The 16603-nt window shown below is 45.7% G+C and carries 19 protein-coding genes; 6 read left to right on the top strand and 13 right to left on the bottom strand.

Annotation, left to right across the window (positions count from 1 at the left end; genetic code table 11):
* Nucleotides 1–64: 64 nt before the first annotated feature.
* The 6 genes from KIU71_RS00005 to KIU71_RS00030 all read right to left on the bottom strand — a co-directional run bounded on the left by KIU71_RS00005 (nucleotide 65) and on the right by KIU71_RS00030 (nucleotide 4061).
* On the bottom strand, nucleotides 65–433 hold the full coding sequence (locus tag KIU71_RS00005; RefSeq protein ID WP_214129031.1) for a hypothetical protein: 369 nt from the start codon (nucleotides 431–433) through the stop codon (nucleotides 65–67).
* 187 nt (nucleotides 434–620) lie between these two features.
* Nucleotides 621–1768, bottom strand: a protein-coding gene (locus KIU71_RS00010; RefSeq protein ID WP_214129032.1) for an IS3 family transposase whose coding sequence is annotated in 2 segments (ribosomal slippage) — nucleotides 621–1519 and nucleotides 1519–1768 — 1149 coding nt in all. Because the reading frame shifts where the segments join, the coding sequence is not laid out codon by codon here.
* Nucleotides 1769–1784: 16 nt separating this feature from the next.
* Nucleotides 1785–1940: a hypothetical protein gene (locus KIU71_RS00015; RefSeq protein WP_214129033.1), complete on the bottom strand. Its 156-nt coding sequence runs from the start codon at nucleotides 1938–1940 to the stop codon at nucleotides 1785–1787.
* A 115-nt stretch (nucleotides 1941–2055) separates the two neighbouring features.
* The gene (locus tag KIU71_RS00020; RefSeq protein ID WP_214129034.1) at nucleotides 2056–2808 is read right to left on the bottom strand and encodes a hypothetical protein; all 753 of its coding nucleotides are present in this window, start codon (nucleotides 2806–2808) and stop codon (nucleotides 2056–2058) included.
* A 115-nt stretch (nucleotides 2809–2923) separates the two neighbouring features.
* A complete protein-coding gene (locus KIU71_RS00025) occupies nucleotides 2924–3460 on the bottom strand; it encodes a hypothetical protein (protein WP_214129035.1) in 537 nt (178 codons plus the stop codon).
* Between the two features lie 130 nt (nucleotides 3461–3590).
* A complete protein-coding gene (locus KIU71_RS00030) occupies nucleotides 3591–4061 on the bottom strand; it encodes a hypothetical protein (RefSeq protein ID WP_214129036.1) in 471 nt (156 codons plus the stop codon).
* A gap of 482 nt (nucleotides 4062–4543) precedes the next feature.
* On the opposite strand from KIU71_RS00030, the gene KIU71_RS18080 reads away from it, so the two are divergent.
* The gene (locus tag KIU71_RS18080; RefSeq protein WP_250207171.1) at nucleotides 4544–4963 is read left to right on the top strand and encodes a phage integrase N-terminal SAM-like domain-containing protein; all 420 of its coding nucleotides are present in this window, start codon (nucleotides 4544–4546) and stop codon (nucleotides 4961–4963) included.
* 77 nt (nucleotides 4964–5040) lie between these two features.
* Nucleotides 5041–5379 carry a hypothetical protein gene (locus KIU71_RS18085; protein WP_250207172.1) on the top strand — a complete coding sequence of 113 codons (339 nt, stop codon included), beginning with the start codon at nucleotides 5041–5043 and terminating at the stop codon, nucleotides 5377–5379.
* A gap of 138 nt (nucleotides 5380–5517) precedes the next feature.
* Here the strand turns inward: KIU71_RS18085 and KIU71_RS00040 are convergent, their stop codons facing one another.
* Nucleotides 5518–6711, bottom strand: a complete 1194-nt coding sequence (locus tag KIU71_RS00040) for an ABC transporter permease (RefSeq protein WP_214129037.1) — start codon at nucleotides 6709–6711, stop codon at nucleotides 5518–5520.
* A gap of 2 nt (nucleotides 6712–6713) precedes the next feature.
* Nucleotides 6714–7493, bottom strand: a complete 780-nt coding sequence (locus KIU71_RS00045; RefSeq protein WP_214129038.1) for an ABC transporter ATP-binding protein — start codon at nucleotides 7491–7493, stop codon at nucleotides 6714–6716.
* 229 nt (nucleotides 7494–7722) lie between these two features.
* Between KIU71_RS00045 and KIU71_RS00050 the strand changes: the two genes are divergently transcribed.
* Nucleotides 7723–8430 carry a YIP1 family protein gene (locus KIU71_RS00050; RefSeq protein ID WP_214129039.1) on the top strand — a complete coding sequence of 236 codons (708 nt, stop codon included), beginning with the start codon at nucleotides 7723–7725 and terminating at the stop codon, nucleotides 8428–8430.
* Here the strand turns inward: KIU71_RS00050 and KIU71_RS00055 are convergent.
* Entirely contained in the window at nucleotides 8414–9262 is an 849-nt protein-coding gene (locus KIU71_RS00055) for a DUF3025 domain-containing protein (protein WP_214129040.1), read from the bottom strand. The genes KIU71_RS00050 and KIU71_RS00055 overlap by 17 nt on opposite strands.
* A gap of 65 nt (nucleotides 9263–9327) precedes the next feature.
* Here KIU71_RS00055 and KIU71_RS00060 point away from each other — a divergent pair, with 65 nt between their 5' ends.
* Both KIU71_RS00060 and asnB read left to right on the top strand, forming a co-directional pair.
* Nucleotides 9328–10977, top strand: a complete 1650-nt coding sequence (locus KIU71_RS00060) for a M28 family metallopeptidase (protein WP_214129041.1) — start codon at nucleotides 9328–9330, stop codon at nucleotides 10975–10977.
* Nucleotides 10978–11194: 217 nt separating this feature from the next.
* The gene (gene asnB / locus KIU71_RS00065; protein ID WP_214129042.1) at nucleotides 11195–12862 is read left to right on the top strand and encodes an asparagine synthase B; all 1668 of its coding nucleotides are present in this window, start codon (nucleotides 11195–11197) and stop codon (nucleotides 12860–12862) included.
* A gap of 15 nt (nucleotides 12863–12877) precedes the next feature.
* On the opposite strand, the gene KIU71_RS00070 is transcribed toward asnB, so the two are convergent.
* Genes KIU71_RS00070 through queE form a run of 3 tightly spaced genes read right to left on the bottom strand, consistent with a single transcriptional unit; the run spans nucleotide 12878 to nucleotide 14856 of the window.
* On the bottom strand, nucleotides 12878–13750 hold the full coding sequence (locus KIU71_RS00070) for an amino acid ABC transporter substrate-binding protein (protein WP_214129043.1): 873 nt from the start codon (nucleotides 13748–13750) through the stop codon (nucleotides 12878–12880).
* Entirely contained in the window at nucleotides 13750–14184 is a 435-nt protein-coding gene (locus KIU71_RS00075; RefSeq protein ID WP_214129044.1) for a hypothetical protein, read from the bottom strand. The genes KIU71_RS00070 and KIU71_RS00075 overlap by 1 nt, the downstream gene beginning before the upstream one ends.
* 3 nt (nucleotides 14185–14187) lie before the next feature.
* Nucleotides 14188–14856, bottom strand: a complete 669-nt coding sequence (queE, locus tag KIU71_RS00080) for a 7-carboxy-7-deazaguanine synthase QueE (RefSeq protein ID WP_214129045.1) — start codon at nucleotides 14854–14856, stop codon at nucleotides 14188–14190.
* A gap of 95 nt (nucleotides 14857–14951) precedes the next feature.
* Between queE and queC the strand changes: the two genes are divergently transcribed.
* Complete coding sequence (gene queC, locus KIU71_RS00085) at nucleotides 14952–15608, top strand: 7-cyano-7-deazaguanine synthase QueC (RefSeq protein ID WP_214129046.1); 657 nt, start codon at nucleotides 14952–14954, stop codon at nucleotides 15606–15608.
* 16 nt (nucleotides 15609–15624) lie between these two features.
* Here queC and KIU71_RS00090 read toward each other — a convergent pair whose 3' ends face one another.
* A complete protein-coding gene (locus KIU71_RS00090; RefSeq protein WP_214129047.1) occupies nucleotides 15625–16554 on the bottom strand; it encodes a LysR family transcriptional regulator in 930 nt (309 codons plus the stop codon).
* Nucleotides 16555–16603: the final 49 nt, after the last annotated feature.

Below are 16603 nucleotides of genomic sequence, written 5' to 3' on the forward strand. Positions count from 1 at the left end.
TTTCGGCCATTTACTCTCTCCAGCTAAGGGTTGATTATATCCTTAACTGGACTGGTCAATTCAATTAAACCACCTCATTTTCACTTTGACTCTTTTCAAGTTTATCTATTTTTGAGTTTACCTCATCTAATGAGATTTGAATTTGCCGTAATACAGGGTTTGACCGTGAATGATTTCTTATTTCTTCTTCTCTGAACCCCAGTTTTGAATCCATATAGCCAAGGACTAACGAGCAGAGAACAAACAAGACCAAGATTATTGGTACAGCAATGAATGGTTTTTCTAAAACAAACTGACTTACTGGATTGTTGTCCAAAGAGTTGATGAAGACAAAAATGATGAGAAGGAATTGAATGTATCCAATGTACATTTTTGAACGGTCTATATAGACCTTCCAACGAATCAGTGTTTGTTTATTAAATCCTTTTTTCAAAAAGATCTCCTAGAGATATAGACACAATGACTCCCTTAGAAATGCTAGCCTCCGCATTTTCGTGGGTTAGTTAACAGCAAAACTACTCACCAGAGCCATAATTAGTTTGTTCAATACTAAATCAATTTGGAGGCTAGCATGAACAAACATAGCATGATTTTTATCGGGTTGAATCGCCACCACTAACCTAGACACTTTCTAGTTGTTGCTGGTATTGGTTCTCGAAGTTTACTGGCGACAGTAAATTATTGGAACCATGTTTTCGTTTTACGTTATAAAACATCTCAATATAATTAAAGATATCAGCCCTTGCTTGCTCCCGAGTTGTGTAAACTCGTTTCTTTATTCGTTCACGCTTTAACAGTTGGAAAAAGCTTTCTGCAACAGCATTGTCGTGGCAATTACCACGCCGACTCATACTGCCTTCTAGTCCGTGTGCAGCTAAAAATGATTGCCATTCATAGCTTGTATATTGGCTACCTTGATCCGAGTGCACCATGACTTTCTCGGTCGGTTTTCTTCGCCAAACAGCCATCAGTAAGGCGTCCAATACAATTCGTTTTGTCATCATTGACTGCATTGACCAGCCTATGACTTTTCGCGAGAACAGGTCTAGGACGACGGCTAAATACAGCCACCCCTCATGTGTCTTGATATAGGTGATATCTGTTACCCACGAGGTATTCGGTGCCTTGGGATTAAATTCTCGCTGCAAACGATGTGGAACAACAACATGTTGATTACCACCTCTATGTCGAGGTTTACGGTAACCGACTTGTGCTTTAATACCCGCTTGCTTCATCAACTTGTGAACACGATTAATGCCGCACTTTTCACCGGTGTCATGTAAGTCAGAATGGATCTTTCGGTAACCATAAACGCTACCTGATTCAAGCCAGAATTGCTTAATCAAGCCTGACAGTTGAGTGTCACGGCAAGCGCGTTGTGAGCTTGGTTGCTTTAGCCACGCATAAAAACCGCTAGGGTGAACATCAAAGATCCTGTACAACCGCCTAACCGACATTAAGTGCTTGTTATCCTGAATAAAGGTATACCTCAGTCGGATTGGCTTGCGAAGTATACCGCCGCTTTTTTTAAGATGTCTCTCTCTTCAGTAACTCGCTTCAATTCCTTTTCAAGCGCCTTTATCTTCTTGGCTTCATCACGACTTGCTTGATGCTCAGCAGCTTTAGGTCCGTACTTCTTCATCCAATTATAAATGCTGTGGCTGGTTACCCCCAATCTCTGGGCAACATCTGCTACTGAATGATCTCGCTCCGTAACCTGCTTTACTGCTTCAATCTTAAACTCTTCCGGATAGCGTTGTCCGCTCATATAAATTCACCTTATTTTACTTATTTCCTTTGTCAAAGTTACTAGCCATTTCCGTTTTTTGGCTTATTAACTTTTCTATTGAAATAAGTCTCTCAGGAAAGCGTTCTGAATCTAAACCAGCCTTAGCTTCTAGAAGCTCTTCCAGTGTGTATTTTTCATAATTTGGTTGCATACAGGCTGGCACTTAACGCTAAGCTAACGGGCGGTGACGTAGCGGCATAATCGCGTAGCGCCGCTGCGTTACTGTCCCAGTGTGCCGCGCAGCGGCACACGTGTTTAGCTTTTTGTTAGATGCCCTTACCATAGAGGTTTCCATATGCTCTGTTCCATTTTTTTATTGTTGGCTTGATGTCTTTGTGCAATGCCTTGCAGTATGAGGCTACTTCTTTATTTCTAAAATGCGATTCATGGACACAACAGTGTTCGATTACTTGTAGAGCATTACCAAGAGCATTTTTTGCGTTTATGGCCCTAAATGCTGCAAATCTCCATTCTACTTTGTAGCCAAATTCAGGATGTCTTACAACGCCCTTTTGCGTGCTGTCCGGATGAACGACTCTGTCACGGAAATCATAAATGAGACGTATTGTTTCCTTAAAGTTCTTTGCTTGTTTGTCGTCTAATTTAAATGCTTGCCTCAGAGTTTCTGCGACACGTTTGTAACGTGCTGTGCCTTTTTTACTAGATTTCCATTGTTCGCGCAGTTGATCCGAATTATCCAAATTCTTTAACGTTCCATGAAAGAATGCATCTATCGCAGTACAGGTAGCAGTAATTGATTGCATACCAGCGATAAATTCCTTTTCGAGCAGCATGCTGACCTTGGAACTGGTTTCGTTTTCTCGAATGCCCAAACGATTCATTCTTAGAGCAGTTTTGAGGTGATTGTACGATATGTCTATCCAATGAGGGCACATATCGAACCCCAGCAATAAGGGAACTCCATTCGATTCAAATGTTCCGTCGTTTTTAATCGTGATCGTAGTTGGCCCAACACCTATTCGTAATCCTTTCCCAGAAATAATCCAACCCTTAGACAACCTGCGTTCTCCTTTTGGTCATACCAACGCCCCATTAAGAGGCGAATGATAGTTGGCTAAAATAAGCGACGAAGGAGCAAATAGCCAACTGTTATTTGTCCTTTTGAATGGCCTGTTATGCTACGAATACCGATAAGCCAATTAAGCTAAATAAGAACAAAACACTTAACACTTGAAACCCACGAAATAGCATTTTTGTTGAGTGGTGGTATCCTTTACGTGAAAACTTTTCCAAAAAAGATTTAGAAGAATCAAACTCTTTACGGCTCTCAATATGTCTTGGCGCAACAATGCCTTCATTTTGCCAATATAAATTTTCGATAGATGAATCAAACTGAGGGATTTTAGTGAAACCTAAAACTTGCTCTAACTTGGCTCTCATAGTGACTGATTCTAGGAACCTTTGATATAAGCGAAAAGTACCGTCAGAAGCTATACTTGATGCTAACAAAGATAAAATTGGACCAGCAGTTAAGATAATAAAATGGTACCAAATAGTTGCCTTCATCACTCCTGCCACGGTTGCAGCCATAAGTACCGATATTATGCTCATGTAGAACTTAACTCGAGTTTGATGTGCCTCTAAAAAATGTTGTTCCTCCTTCATTATCAACTCATAAACTTTTAAATAACCTTCTTTATCAGAGAGCATCAATCATCCTTTAAAGTAGTAGTATAACGCCCCAATAAGGGGCAGTTACTTGACCGCGAAAATAGCGATAGCGCTGGCGAGTAACTGTCCCAGCGAACGCAGTGAGCGAGCTTGATTGGTTTGTTAGGTTTCACGCTCTTAAACACTCCGCCGATGTTCCATTCCTATATTTTAAATGAAAATTTGACTCGTCAATCAATAATAGGTCAGCTGATGATTCAACTTTGTGTTGCATAAACCCATCGACAAACTCTTCGGTCAAATCTCCCAAACCATTTTCGAGAACTGTTGCCTCGATTTCATACGGTTTGAATGTAACTTCTAATTCATCAATCGAATAGTGTGAATGAAACTGTACTTGCAATACAGACTTAGTGCCTGGCTTGTTAATTAGATAAGTTGTGATAATTCCGTTTGAGACGACGGTGTCAGAAGACAATGAGTATTTGCTAGTATGCGATGCGCTAAAAATAACAGAATCTGAAAGCTGAAACTCTTGATGACATTTCCACTCCCCAGCTAAATACGCCGAGTCAACTCCGCCTTTTCCAAGAGCTGACAACGTTAATATTAAAGGACAAAACGTCAAAAATACTTTCAAAATACATACATCCTTGTGAAACCTAACATCTTATTATGAAGAATTCACAGTAACACCGGGCTGGATTCATGCAACAAATCTCCATATTCGTATTTAATATCAGCAGCTTACAATAATTGACTCGTTAAAAAACACTGTTTTCATGCGTGTTACTGAGAATTCTCAGTAATAACGATCTCTAAATGCAAGCTTTCATATGTAAATCAATGAGTTAGCCTTTTTAGGTGCTTGAATTTGCGTGTTACTAAGAAGTCTCATAAATTACATTATCAAAGCATACCCCATTTTCAGCAATAATGCGGCCTACAGGCTGATTTTAGCCTAAATTCATTGCGTGTTACTGAGACGTCTCAGTAACTACAAACCGTAAACTGTACTAACCCCCTTATACCGCGCTGGTTACACGTCAATTTATCCGATTCTATGATGCGCGTTACTGAGAATTCTCAGTAATTACATATCGTTATTTATTGGAGAAATTAATGGGTCAAAGTCCCTTTTTAGAAAAAATTCGCAATATCATGCGCACCAAGCATTACTCTATCCAAACGGAGAAAACCTATCTGTTGTGGATCAAGCGATTTATTATTTTTAACCACAAGCGTCATCCGGAAGAGCTCGGTGAGCAGGAAGTCACAGACTTCTTAACCTACCTTGCTGTTAAGCGTCGAGTCACCTCATCGACACAGAACTTAGCACTCTGCGCCATCGTGTTTATGTACAAGCATGTGTTTGAGCGTGAGCTGACCTTGTTACCCGATACCATTCGTGCCCGTGCGCCTAAGCGTGTGCCTACCGTGCTAGCTCACGAAGAGGCTTTGAGTATTATCAGCCACATGAACGAAAAGTATCAGCTCGCCTTTTCGTCGCTTTATGGATGTGGTTTACGCAAAGCTGAATGACTTAAACCGCGGGTAAAAGATATCGACTTTGACGGTAAAGCGTCTTTGTCTTTCGGGGTAAAGGCGGCAAAGACCGCGTGACGATGTTACCGAACAACCTAGTGCAGGCGCTCAAAAAACAAATCGAGTCAGTTAGGGCTATTCATCAGCGCGATACTGCTGAAGGTGGAGGAGAAACCAGCCTACCGCCGGGCTTAGCCAGAAAGTATCCGTATGCAATAAGAGAGTTTAAGTGGCAATACTTATTCCCCTCCACAACACGATGCCAGCATCCTGTGGATGGATACTACTGCCGCCGTCATCTGCATTGGACAGCATTGACCAAAGCATTGCGAGCGGCTGCGAAAAAAGCCGGTGTAACTAAGCATGTGATAGGCCAGCACTCTTCCGGCACACGAAGTCCTTTAGATAGATAAACTGGCTAAAATGTATCAGGAGCAAATTGGCGAGGAAATGTTTTTGGAGAGTGGCAGATATAGACTGCTGGATTGACGTGATACGCCTTGGGTAACGACACGCCCGGACCAGTCCGGGCGTGTGTTGTAACGTCTAGCTTAACGGAACAGGACTTTTTCGCGGTTAAACCAGAACACGCAAAAGTAAATTAATCCCCCGGCGATAACCGCTGTAGAACCAAAGATAGCGAAGAGCTGGAAGTAATCCATGGTCCCTTTAATCAACTCTTTCATCGCCAGCGCAACATTGGTTAATGGCACCCACGCCCAGCCGCCTTTTAATTCAACGCCCGGCAGCATCGACAAAATAACCGGAACAAGCACTACAAACACCAGTGGCGTCATGTAGCCTTGGGCTTCTTTAAAGCTTCGTGCGTAAATAGACAAGCTAAGCAATGCAGACGCAAAGATAGCCACCACCGGAATAAGCATCAAAAATACCAGTACGAAATCAATGATGCTGATTGCGGCCATAAAATCGGCCACTATCTTAATCGCCATCCCCTGACTGAGAACAGTACCCCAGATGGCAATACTCCCCACCGTCACCAATGCCGACATGATACCTGCCAACGCAATGGCGAAAAATTTGCCGAGTACGATATGGTGCCGTTCAATCGGCGAAATCAACAACGTCTCCAGCGTACCGCGTTCTTTCTCCCCAGCACCTAGATCCGTTGCAGGGATCATAGCGCCCTGTAAACACAGGATAAACACCAAATAGGGAACCATTCCGCCAATTTTTTCACCCCAGTTCTCACGTTGATCAGCGACATTAACTTTCTCAAGAACAATGGGATCCAATAAGCCCTGCTGCTGTTGTTCGGTCACGTTAAGTGCTGCAAATGCCGCTCGTTGATTCTTTGACGCAATCGTATCGAGCACCTCATTGAGTCGCCGCTCAACCATATTGAGTCCGGCGTCATTAAAGTACAGCTTGATCGAAATTTGTCCACTTTGCATCACATCGTTACTGTAATTCTCAGGAATTTCGATAACAAAGTCGGCATTATCCGCTTTCACCCAATTACGAATATCAACATCGCTGGGTATGTCTAAACGCTCCAACAATGGTTGTTCTTCAAGCGCAGCAACCAATCCTCTAGCTCGCTCAGCGTGTACTACGGCGAACGTCAGAGGCTTACTTTCAGCTTCTTTGACAGCTTTCGATGCAAAAAAGCCTACTGCGCCGAAAATGACAGGAAACATGAGTAAGGGTAAGGCAATCATAAAAAACAAGGTCTTACGGTCACGTAACAACTCTTTAATTTCTTTCGTCATAACTAACCACATGATTATAGCTCCCTTTGAATGGTGGCAAGGAAAGAGGCACTCAACGACTGATCGGATAACGCGGTAAATGCATCAATCGTGTCGTTAAAACGGGTAATGCCCTGATCGATGACCGCAACGCGATCACATAACTCGGCAACTTCATCAAGGTGATGAGTAGAGAAGATGACGGGTGTTCCCTGTGCTTTAAGCGACATAATAAAGTTAAGTACCGTTTGAGCTGCCATGATGTCCAACCCCGTCGTGGGCTCATCCAGAATGACGACCTCTGGCGAGTGGACAACGGCACGCGCTATATTGGTTTTCTGCTTCATGCCGGTCGAGAAGTTCTCGCTTCGACGATCGAGAAAATCATGCAGTTCTAATATATCGGCTAACTGACCAATGCGCGATTCGATGCTCTCATCATCCATGCCATGTAAACGCCCAAAATAGGCGATATTCTCACGCCCGGTAAGGCGACCGTATAAACCGGTTGAGCCAGATAGAAAACCAATTTTTTGCCGCGCAACAATGGGTTTCTCCAACACATCAACACCACTGATGGTTATGCTACCACTGTCTGGCTTGAGAGCTGTTGAGAGCATTCGTAATGTCGTGGTTTTACCTGCACCATTGGGGCCGAGTAAACCCAGTACCTGGCCCTGAGCACAGTCAAAGGACACATCCTTTACACTATGAAAAAAGCGGCCTTTTAAGCGAGGGTCTGTTTTTTCTTGTTCGCTGAGTTTTTTAGGGTTTTCAACCGTAAACTTTTTAGCAAGTTGTTTGACTTCTATCATTCCATTGTCCTACACATGTTGAGTTGTGATGCGCCACTTTAATATGACGTCTACCTGTCCTACAGTCTTATTGAGTAAAACTTTATTACAGAATAAAGTAAAAAGATATTTGTCAGCTGCCGCGTCCTTGTATTACCGTACTGAAACGCCTGAATCGGTAAAGCCAGACTTACTGTGTGACGAGATGTTCGTCATCAAAAAATAATCATAAATCATTAAAGGGAATAACATGTCTGAAGTCACTAACCCCATCCAAGCCTGTAGTGAAATATTTATTAAGCCGAATGGCGTCTTCGCGGCAACCAACGTCAAACACAACTGGTCGTGGTTTCCGTTTATTTTAGTCATCGCTTTGGCCATTCTGCCTGCGTATCTGTATTTTAATTTCGTTGACTTTGAATGGTATAAAGATCTGATCATTAACAGCTCCTACGCCGATACCAGCCCGAATGAACAAGCAATGATCCGCAACAATATGTCGGCCGGAAGCATGCAAATTTTTTCAGTCGTAGGTGCCTTTGTGGGTTACATCGTGATCAATGCCATTGTCGCGACCTACCTCAACCTAATGACAAAATCTGATGAACAGAGTACACATGGTTTTACTGACTGGTACGGGTTCACTTGGTGGATTTCAATGCCGTCGGTGGTGGCGGGTTTGATTGCGCTGGTGGTAATTTTATTGGCTGATTCGCATCAGCTTTCGCCGGTGGCGCTAAGCCCGACATCCTTGGCCTATTGGTTTGGGCTCGAACTGGGTTCCCCTTGGTTTGGCTTGCTGCAATCCATGCGCATTGAGAGCCTGTGGAGTATTTACTTGATCGCAGTTGGATTAACTCAGTGGACCGCCATTCGTGGTTCTAAAACCTACATTATTGCGGCCGCGCCGTATCTGATTATCTGGGGCGTATGGGCCGCGTTCACCGCTTTCGCCTAAACACCTCAGTATTCGCATAAAACGCCGCTGACTGGTTGGAATGCCATGATGGTATTCCCGCCAACGGCAGCGGCTTTAAACGCTGACGCTGTTCAAACTGCTCAGCCAAATTAGCTTCATGGGCCAAGTAATTATCGAGCCTACCGAAATGGCCAGAAGACACGACTGCGGCGTCAATTGACGGCAGTTCAACATACACCCACTTCGCGGTGAGGCCGAGATAAGGGTTCATTAACATCTCCAGATTGGCATGCCCAAAAATAATGGGGATCAGGTCATCATGCCAGCATGCGCGATTGTCCCATAAAGCTGAATGCCAGTGATGTTGAGCAAGCGCCTCAACCACCGGTCTTGCCCGCGGTGATGTGCCACACAAGATTAAACCACACTCATCAAAATGCGTGATTTGATTGCGCAAACGCGTACGTGGATGCAGGCCATGCTGGCGAATTTCGTCAACATGAAGCCGATTGAGCAACCGTTTGGTGTGCGGAAATTGAAGCCATATCAGGCCGCCAAAAAAGTCATGCCATGAACCCTCTCTCGTAGGCACCCTGTTGTCCTCAAAAATAATGGATTCATAGTAGCGTTGATCCCTATCGTAAGTAGATTGGCACACAAATTCCGGGACTGCAGCGCTGTCAGCGCATGCGGTTTGGCGAAGGTGCTCTAAAACATTCACCACAGGTTGCTGTTCGCGCACACCTAGCCGATAAAGTGCGTGAAGATAAGCCAGATATGGCTCGCCTTTCGCCAGATGCGTAAAGCTTCCCCACTGAGGTGATTGATGGCCTTGAGTCGAAAATTGCATCGACTGATGGCTTGTTTGCATGGCACAAATCTCTATACTTAACGAGGTCAATAAGTCGCTATTCTAATCAAAATAAGAAGCAAAGTATGAACTTAAAACACCTAACACTGGCGAGCTTTTGTGCGGTTGGTATCTCAGCCTGCGGGCAAAACCCCGATACCGATGTGCAAACGGCTCCACCACAAACGAGCAATTTTGAAACGGTCTACAACAATATTTCTGCGGACAGCCTTAAGCAACACACCAAAGTACTCTCTTCAGATGAGTTCGAAGGTCGGTTACCCACCACGGCGGGTGAGAAAAAAACCCTCGACTACTTAGTCAATGCCTTCACACAAGCCGGTCTGCAGCCCGGCAACGGCGACAGCTTTTTGCAGCCTGTTGACCTGATCCAGATCACAGCAGATCCTGACATGACAATGACCATAGGCGAAAATCAATTCGCCTATCAGGAAGACATGGTTGCCTCGTCTAAACGCGAACAGAGTGAAGTCGCGCTGACTGACTCGGAATTGGTCTTTGTTGGCTATGGTGTGAATGCACCAGAATATGACTGGAACGACTACGAAGGTCTCGATGTTGAGGGTAAAACGGTGGTTATCTTGATCAACGACCCTGGCTTTGAAAATCCTGACTCAGGCAAATTTCAAGGCACTACGATGACTTACTACGGTCGCTGGAGTTACAAGTACGAAGAAGCTAGCCGCCAAGGTGCCGCCGGCGCATTAATTGTGCATGAGACGGCGCCAGCGTCTTACCCTTGGTCAGTCGTGGCCAATAGCTGGAGTGGCGCGCAGTATGGTTTACCGTCTGCCGATAACGGCGCAAGCCGCGTTGCCATTGAAGGCTGGTTAACCCTCGAAGCCGCGACAAAGGTATTTGCTGATGCAGGATTAGATTTTGCACAACAAAAAGCCAAGGCGATGCAAGGTCCTTATCACCAAGCGATGGATATTGCTGCCAGCGTGACGGTAAATAACAGCATTGAACGCTCAAAAAGTTATAACGTTCTCGCCACCCTGCCCGGCTCTGAATTGCCCGATGAGCACATTATTTATACGGCGCACTGGGATCACTTGGGCAAAGACGAGAGCAAAGAAGGTGATCAGATCTACAATGGTGCGCATGATAATGCCACTGGAACCGCCGCAGCAATCGTCATGGCTGATGCGTTTGCCGCACTAGACCCCGCGCCCAAGCGCTCTGTCAGTTTTTTGATTGTCACAGCAGAAGAACAAGGTCTGCTGGGCAGTAAGTTTTATGCACAAAACCCCATCATTCCTTTGGACAAAACCGTCGCGAACATCAATATGGACGCGATGAATGTGCTGGGTCGCACGAAAGACGTTTCGGTGATTGGGATGGGCAAATCTGAACTGGAAGATTACCTCGCGAAAGCGGTAAAACGTCAGGACCGTGTTCTTGCTCAGGAAGGCAGACCGGAAGCAGGCTACTACTATCGTTCAGATCATTTTAGTTTTGCCAAACAGGGCGTTCCGGCGCTGTATGCCAAAGGTGGTGAAGAGCCTATCGATGAGGCAACAGCACAGTATCGTAAACGGACTAACGTTATTGTCACTGGTTGTTATCATCAGGTGTGTGACCAATTCCGCGAAAGCTGGGATTTTGGCGGCATTCAGGAAGACACGCAAATGTTGTTCGAAGTCGGTGTTGATTTGGCGAATGCTGACAAGTGGCCTGAGTGGAAAGCGTCAAGCGAATTCCAGCGCCCCTAACGGTGCGACAGCATGCTCTAGAGCCGGTTTGATGAACAAACCGGCTTTTTTTATGCTCTGATAGAATTACCACTTGCAATTTGCTCTCACAATGGCACATTCAAATAGCGTGTAAAAATCTACTTATAAAAATAATCCGACACGCTTCAGGTACCGCTAGTCCCTACCTCGGGCCACGACAGAAATTCCTGACAATCAACAAAGAGAGAACGCATTCATGTGTGGTATTTTCGGTATCTTAGATATCAAAACAGATCCAGTAGAGCTCAGAACAAAAGCTTTAGAGCTGTCAAAAACGCTTCGCCATCGTGGCCCTGATTGGTCAGGTGTATGGAACAATGACAACGCAATTTTATGCCACGAACGCTTAGCCATCGTCGATGTCGATACCGGTGCTCAACCCCTTATCGACCCTAGCGGTAATCATGTACTGGCGGTGAATGGCGAAATTTACAATCACAAGACACTAGCCTCCGCACTATCACAACGGTACGCGTTCAAAACACGCTCTGACTGCGAAGTTATTTTACCGTTGTATCAACAACATGGCGTCGATTTCATCGACAAACTCAATGGCATGTTTGCGTTTGCGTTGTACGATAAGGCCGAGAACGCCTACCTTATTGCCCGCGATCATATGGGTATCATTCCCCTGTACACAGGCTATGACGAGCACGGCAACTTTTATGTTGCGTCAGAAATGAAGGCATTAGTCCCTGTCTGTAAAACCGTGCAAGAGTTTCCGCCGGGGCATTATTTATGGAGCAAGACAGGCGAGCTGAAGAAGTACTACCAGCGCGACTGGATGCAATACAGCAACGTCAAAGACAACACCACTGACCTCGGTGATTTAAAAGCGGCGTTTGAGAAATCAGTTAAGTCGCATTTAATGTCTGATGTGCCTTACGGCGTTCTCTTATCCGGTGGTTTAGATTCTTCACTTGTTTCAGCGGTTGCTGCACGCTATGTTGCCAAACGCGTTGAAGACAATGACCAGTCTGATGCATGGTGGCCCCGTCTTCACTCATTTGCTGTCGGTCTGGAAGGCGCTCCAGACTTACTCGCCGCGCAAAAAGTGGCTGACATGATAGGTACCGTACATCACGAAGTTCATTTCACGATCCAAGAAGGTTTGGATGCGATCCGCGATGTCATTTATCAGTTAGAAACCTACGACACAACGACCATACGTGCCGCGACGCCCATGTATTTGATGAGCCGAAAAATCAAAGCTATGGGTATCAAGATGGTGTTGTCCGGCGAAGGTGCAGATGAAATATTCGGTGGCTACCTGTATTTTCATAAAGCGCCAAACGCCAAAGAGTTTCATGAAGAAACCGTGAGAAAGCTCGAACGTTTGCACATGTTCGATTGCGCTAGAGCGAACAAGTCTACCTCTGCCTGGGGTGTGGAAGCTCGTGTTCCCTTCCTAGACAAAGAGTTTATGGACGTTGCTATGCGATTGAATCCGAAAGACAAAATGTGCGCTGACGGAAAAATGGAGAAGTGGATATTGCGCAAAGCATTTGACGATGGCTCCTATCTGCCCGCCGAAGTATTGTGGCGACAGAAAGAGCAATTCGGTGATGGCGTCGGCTACTCGTGGATCGATTCAATCCGCGATTTCGTTGCAGAGCATGTCACCGATCAGCAATTGGCCGCCGCTGAATTCAGGTTCCCCATTAATACACCAGACACCAAAGAAGGTTATTATTACCGCACAATCTTTGAGAGTTATTTCCCTCAAGAAAGTGCGGCGAAATGTGTTCCAGGCGGTAAATCTATCGCCTGTAGTACGGTGGAAGCGCTGGAGTGGGATGCCAGCTTCAAAAACAACGCAGATCCCTCAGGCCGCTCTATGATTGGCGTACACGGAAAGCAATAAGCAAACTGCCTGCCGCTACTTTCGTGGCGGCAGCGTATACCAATACTGTGAATTGTTCAGCGGTGTTTCTTGACTCATTAGCGGATTTTCCAACTCAAACGCGATTCTTTCTGCCAAATTCAGCTTTTCCAAAAGGGGTTGGTAGTTCGCTTTGAATAACTCATCGAACGAGCCATCTTCAATGGCTCTCTGCAAACCCGTTTCAATGAGTTTCGCTAAGGTTGGGTTAGCACGATTGATAAAAAAATACATCGCTGAGGGATAATGCAGCGCCAAGCGTTTCTCCAGCACGATGTCTGGATTGATATTGTCGATTTCAAGTTCACTGAGCACTTCAATGACTGAGCGCGGATAAAAATCTGCCTGAAAACGTGACAATATTTCAAACGTTTCTAAGTACGTTGAGGCAGTCTCGACATCAAAGCCATTAGATTGCAAAATTTTTGTATCTGGCCAATCTTCACCCTGCACCGGAACGTATCCTTGCAACGTCGCCAGTGAGGCAATCCGGCTGAAACTGGTTTGATTGTCGCGATGAATTAAAAACACGCGCCAGCCAATTAAGCCTTTCGTAATCGGTATACGGATGGGCAGCAGCTCCGTCTCGCGTTGTTGGTCAGTCATACTCCAGACAATATTGACACTGCGATTCTCACGCAATTGCCTAAGCGCTTTGCCCTGCAACATGATGCGATCTGATGGCTTTAATTCATAGCGAACGCCCGTTTTGTTTAACGCTAAGTTAAGCAGAGCAACCGGGTAATCGTTGCGCACATCGCCCTCAACCATCGCGCGAGGATAGGTTATCTGCCATACCGCCGCTTGCGTGATGAATGACGAGAATCCCCCTACACACAGCAATACGGTCAGCGCTAAAATCCTCATCATTACGCGCCTATTTGGGCCTGTAAGTCGTCCAGCGCGCGTTCTTCCTCATCAATCACTGATACGATGATGTCAAACCCGTGCATGCCGCCTCTTTCCAACGTGTAAGAGGTAGAACAGGTTGTGCACATTTGATTATTCTCATCACAAATCCGCCAATCAACTTTGGCAAATAGTATGGAGTCTGACAGCGACATGACATGCACGACGGTGGCTTGGTGCTCAATTTTTTCGATATTATTCGAATGGGCGAACAATGCCAGCAAACGACTAGATACTTGGTCTGGGGTAGAACAGACCGTCTTTTCTTCATCTGACACAAACACACTGGGAAGGTGATAGAACGAAAGTAGCTGTGCGATTTCAGCGCTATTCATCACCTCGCTAAGCGTATAGAAAAACTTATCGATTGCCTGCTCGTCCTGTGGGGTAATCACGGTTTATTCGATTCCTAGATATTTATGTGTTTGTAACGATAGCCGCCAGTTTCGCTCTATACAAGTGTTGATTGCCAATTCGGTTGCACGAGGTTTTTGCGATATTGGCTGCAACGCAATAACCGTATCATTTGCAACGGGCATGTTTGCCAAAAGGTTGTCGAGTAGGTCAATATGCTTTTGCATCGCAATGGGGTGTTTTATTTCATTGGCACGCTGCATCGCGGTAGCCAGAATCGGATAGCCTCCGGGCATATCGATTTTGGGAGACACTGTTACCCATGTTGACGAGTGACATAAAATGTCAAACGTACCGCTGGTTTCGATTTGTGTTGAGTACCCCAGCTCATAAAGGGTACTGGTTAACCCGGTTAAGTCGTACATGCAAGGCTCACCGCCGGTGATCACAATGTGCTTGGCGGTATACCCTTGCGCTGCGAAAATGGCCAATATCTCCTGCGTATCGGCATCAGACCACGCTGCGCTATCTGCAGTTTTCGTCGTCACGGCCGTTAAGGGTGCTTTATCGTCGAGAGCAACTTCCCACGTATGTTGTGTGTCACACCACGGGCAGCCAACGGGACACCCCTGCAACCGCACAAAGATGGCCGGCGCCCCGGTGAACACACCTTCACCCTGAATGGTTTGAAAAATTTCGTTAACTTTAAGCATTGAACCGGATCTTTCACGTCGATTAGTTGGGATTTTAACAGGGAACACGTAAACTGCGCGTGTTTCTCAATAATTTCTTTTTTCACAGGGTGACTATGATCAAGCCAGCAGTGGTTGTTTATTCCGGCGGAATGGATTCGTATACCGTTCTGCATAAAGCATTGCGTTCAGGTGCACCGGTACATGCGGTATCGTTTAACTATGGCCAGCGCCATGCAAAGGAACTTGTGGTCGCCGCCAGCGTTTGTGAAGCACTCGGTGTCGTGCACAAGGTGGTCGACATCACGAGCATTAACCAACTACTGGCAGGCTCTTCACTCACGTCCGATATTGATATCCCTGAAGGGCACTACGAAGAAGACAGCATGAAGAGCACCGTGGTGCCAAATCGTAATATGATCCTGCTTTCTTTAGCAGTGGGGTATGCTGTGTCCATTTCGGCGGACAAAGTCTACTACGGCGCTCACTCGGGTGATCACGCCATTTATCCCGACTGCAGACCGGAGTTTGTCGAAAAAATGAACGCCGTCTGTGCCATCGCAAACTACGATGCGATCGAGATCATTACGCCTTACCTCAATGTGAGCAAAACTGACATTCTGCGCGATGGCTTAAACATGGGGCTGGATTATCAGCACACCTGGACTTGCTATAATGGCCGGGAAAAAGCTTGTGGTGTTTGCGGTGCTTGTCAGGAGCGCCTCGAAGCGTTTGCAGAAAATAAAGCGATTGACCCACTCATCTATGAGTAAGAGAGTGGGCGTTTAACTAGCCTTTCTGGCTATCGGTAATAAAGTATGAAAGCTCTTTGATGCAGTAACGTAGTACGGGGTTTAGGCGGGTGTTCTTGCCGTTCATGATGAATAATTCATGTTCGAACTCAAACAATTCGCCATTGCCAATTGGCACAAGCCCCAGACTGGCGCCCTGTTCTTTGCGCATGTAGTCAGGTAGCAACCCGACGTACTCACCGGTCATAATCGCTGACATGCAGGCATCGAACGAATCTGAAAACGTTTGTATAGCAAGTCGGCGATCATCTTCAATATAGTTTGCAGACGACATTCCACTGATCCCGATGGCAGGATAATCTTCAATCCGCACCTCTTTCGGCAATGCCACATCACGATACTTAGCCAATGGGTGTGATGGCGCACAATATAATCGGCCCGCACACACTGTGCCGGTCTCATGAAACGTCACCGACTCAGGCTTTACCATATCGTAGGTTGATACCACCAGATGGCATTCGCCGGAAACAGCAACATGCTCAACTTCGTTGTAAAGGCGCGTTTGAATATTGACGTGGATATCGTCAAACTTTTTCATCGTGCTCTTCACCGCTTTACTGACGGCTAGTTGCATCGACAGCGGTAAGCCTGCCATCAGCACGATAGTGATGTGCCCAGAATAATCGTCATGCAAGCTTTTTAAGTTAAACACAAAGTTATCAAATGCATTGAAGATCCGCTTAGTTTCCTGAAACACCATTTCGCCTTCTTTGGTCATTTGAAAACCACCGCGGCCACGATGGCACAAAACCAAATCAAGACGTTCTTCAAGCTTTTTGATCGCCGCAGAGATATTCGGTCGCTGCATCCGCAACACCGGTTCCGCTGCGGTAAAACCGTTGCACGAGGCTACGGCATAAAACACGCGAAGCAATTTAATGTCCGATTCTTGGAGTCGGTTCAACATGACAGCACCACTTTTAGGTATAGTTATCGATACGCTTTAAACAATATTA

This window comes from Alteromonas oceanisediminis, assembly GCF_018474025.1.
Classification (GTDB): domain Bacteria; phylum Pseudomonadota; class Gammaproteobacteria; order Enterobacterales; family Alteromonadaceae; genus Alteromonas_E; species Alteromonas_E oceanisediminis.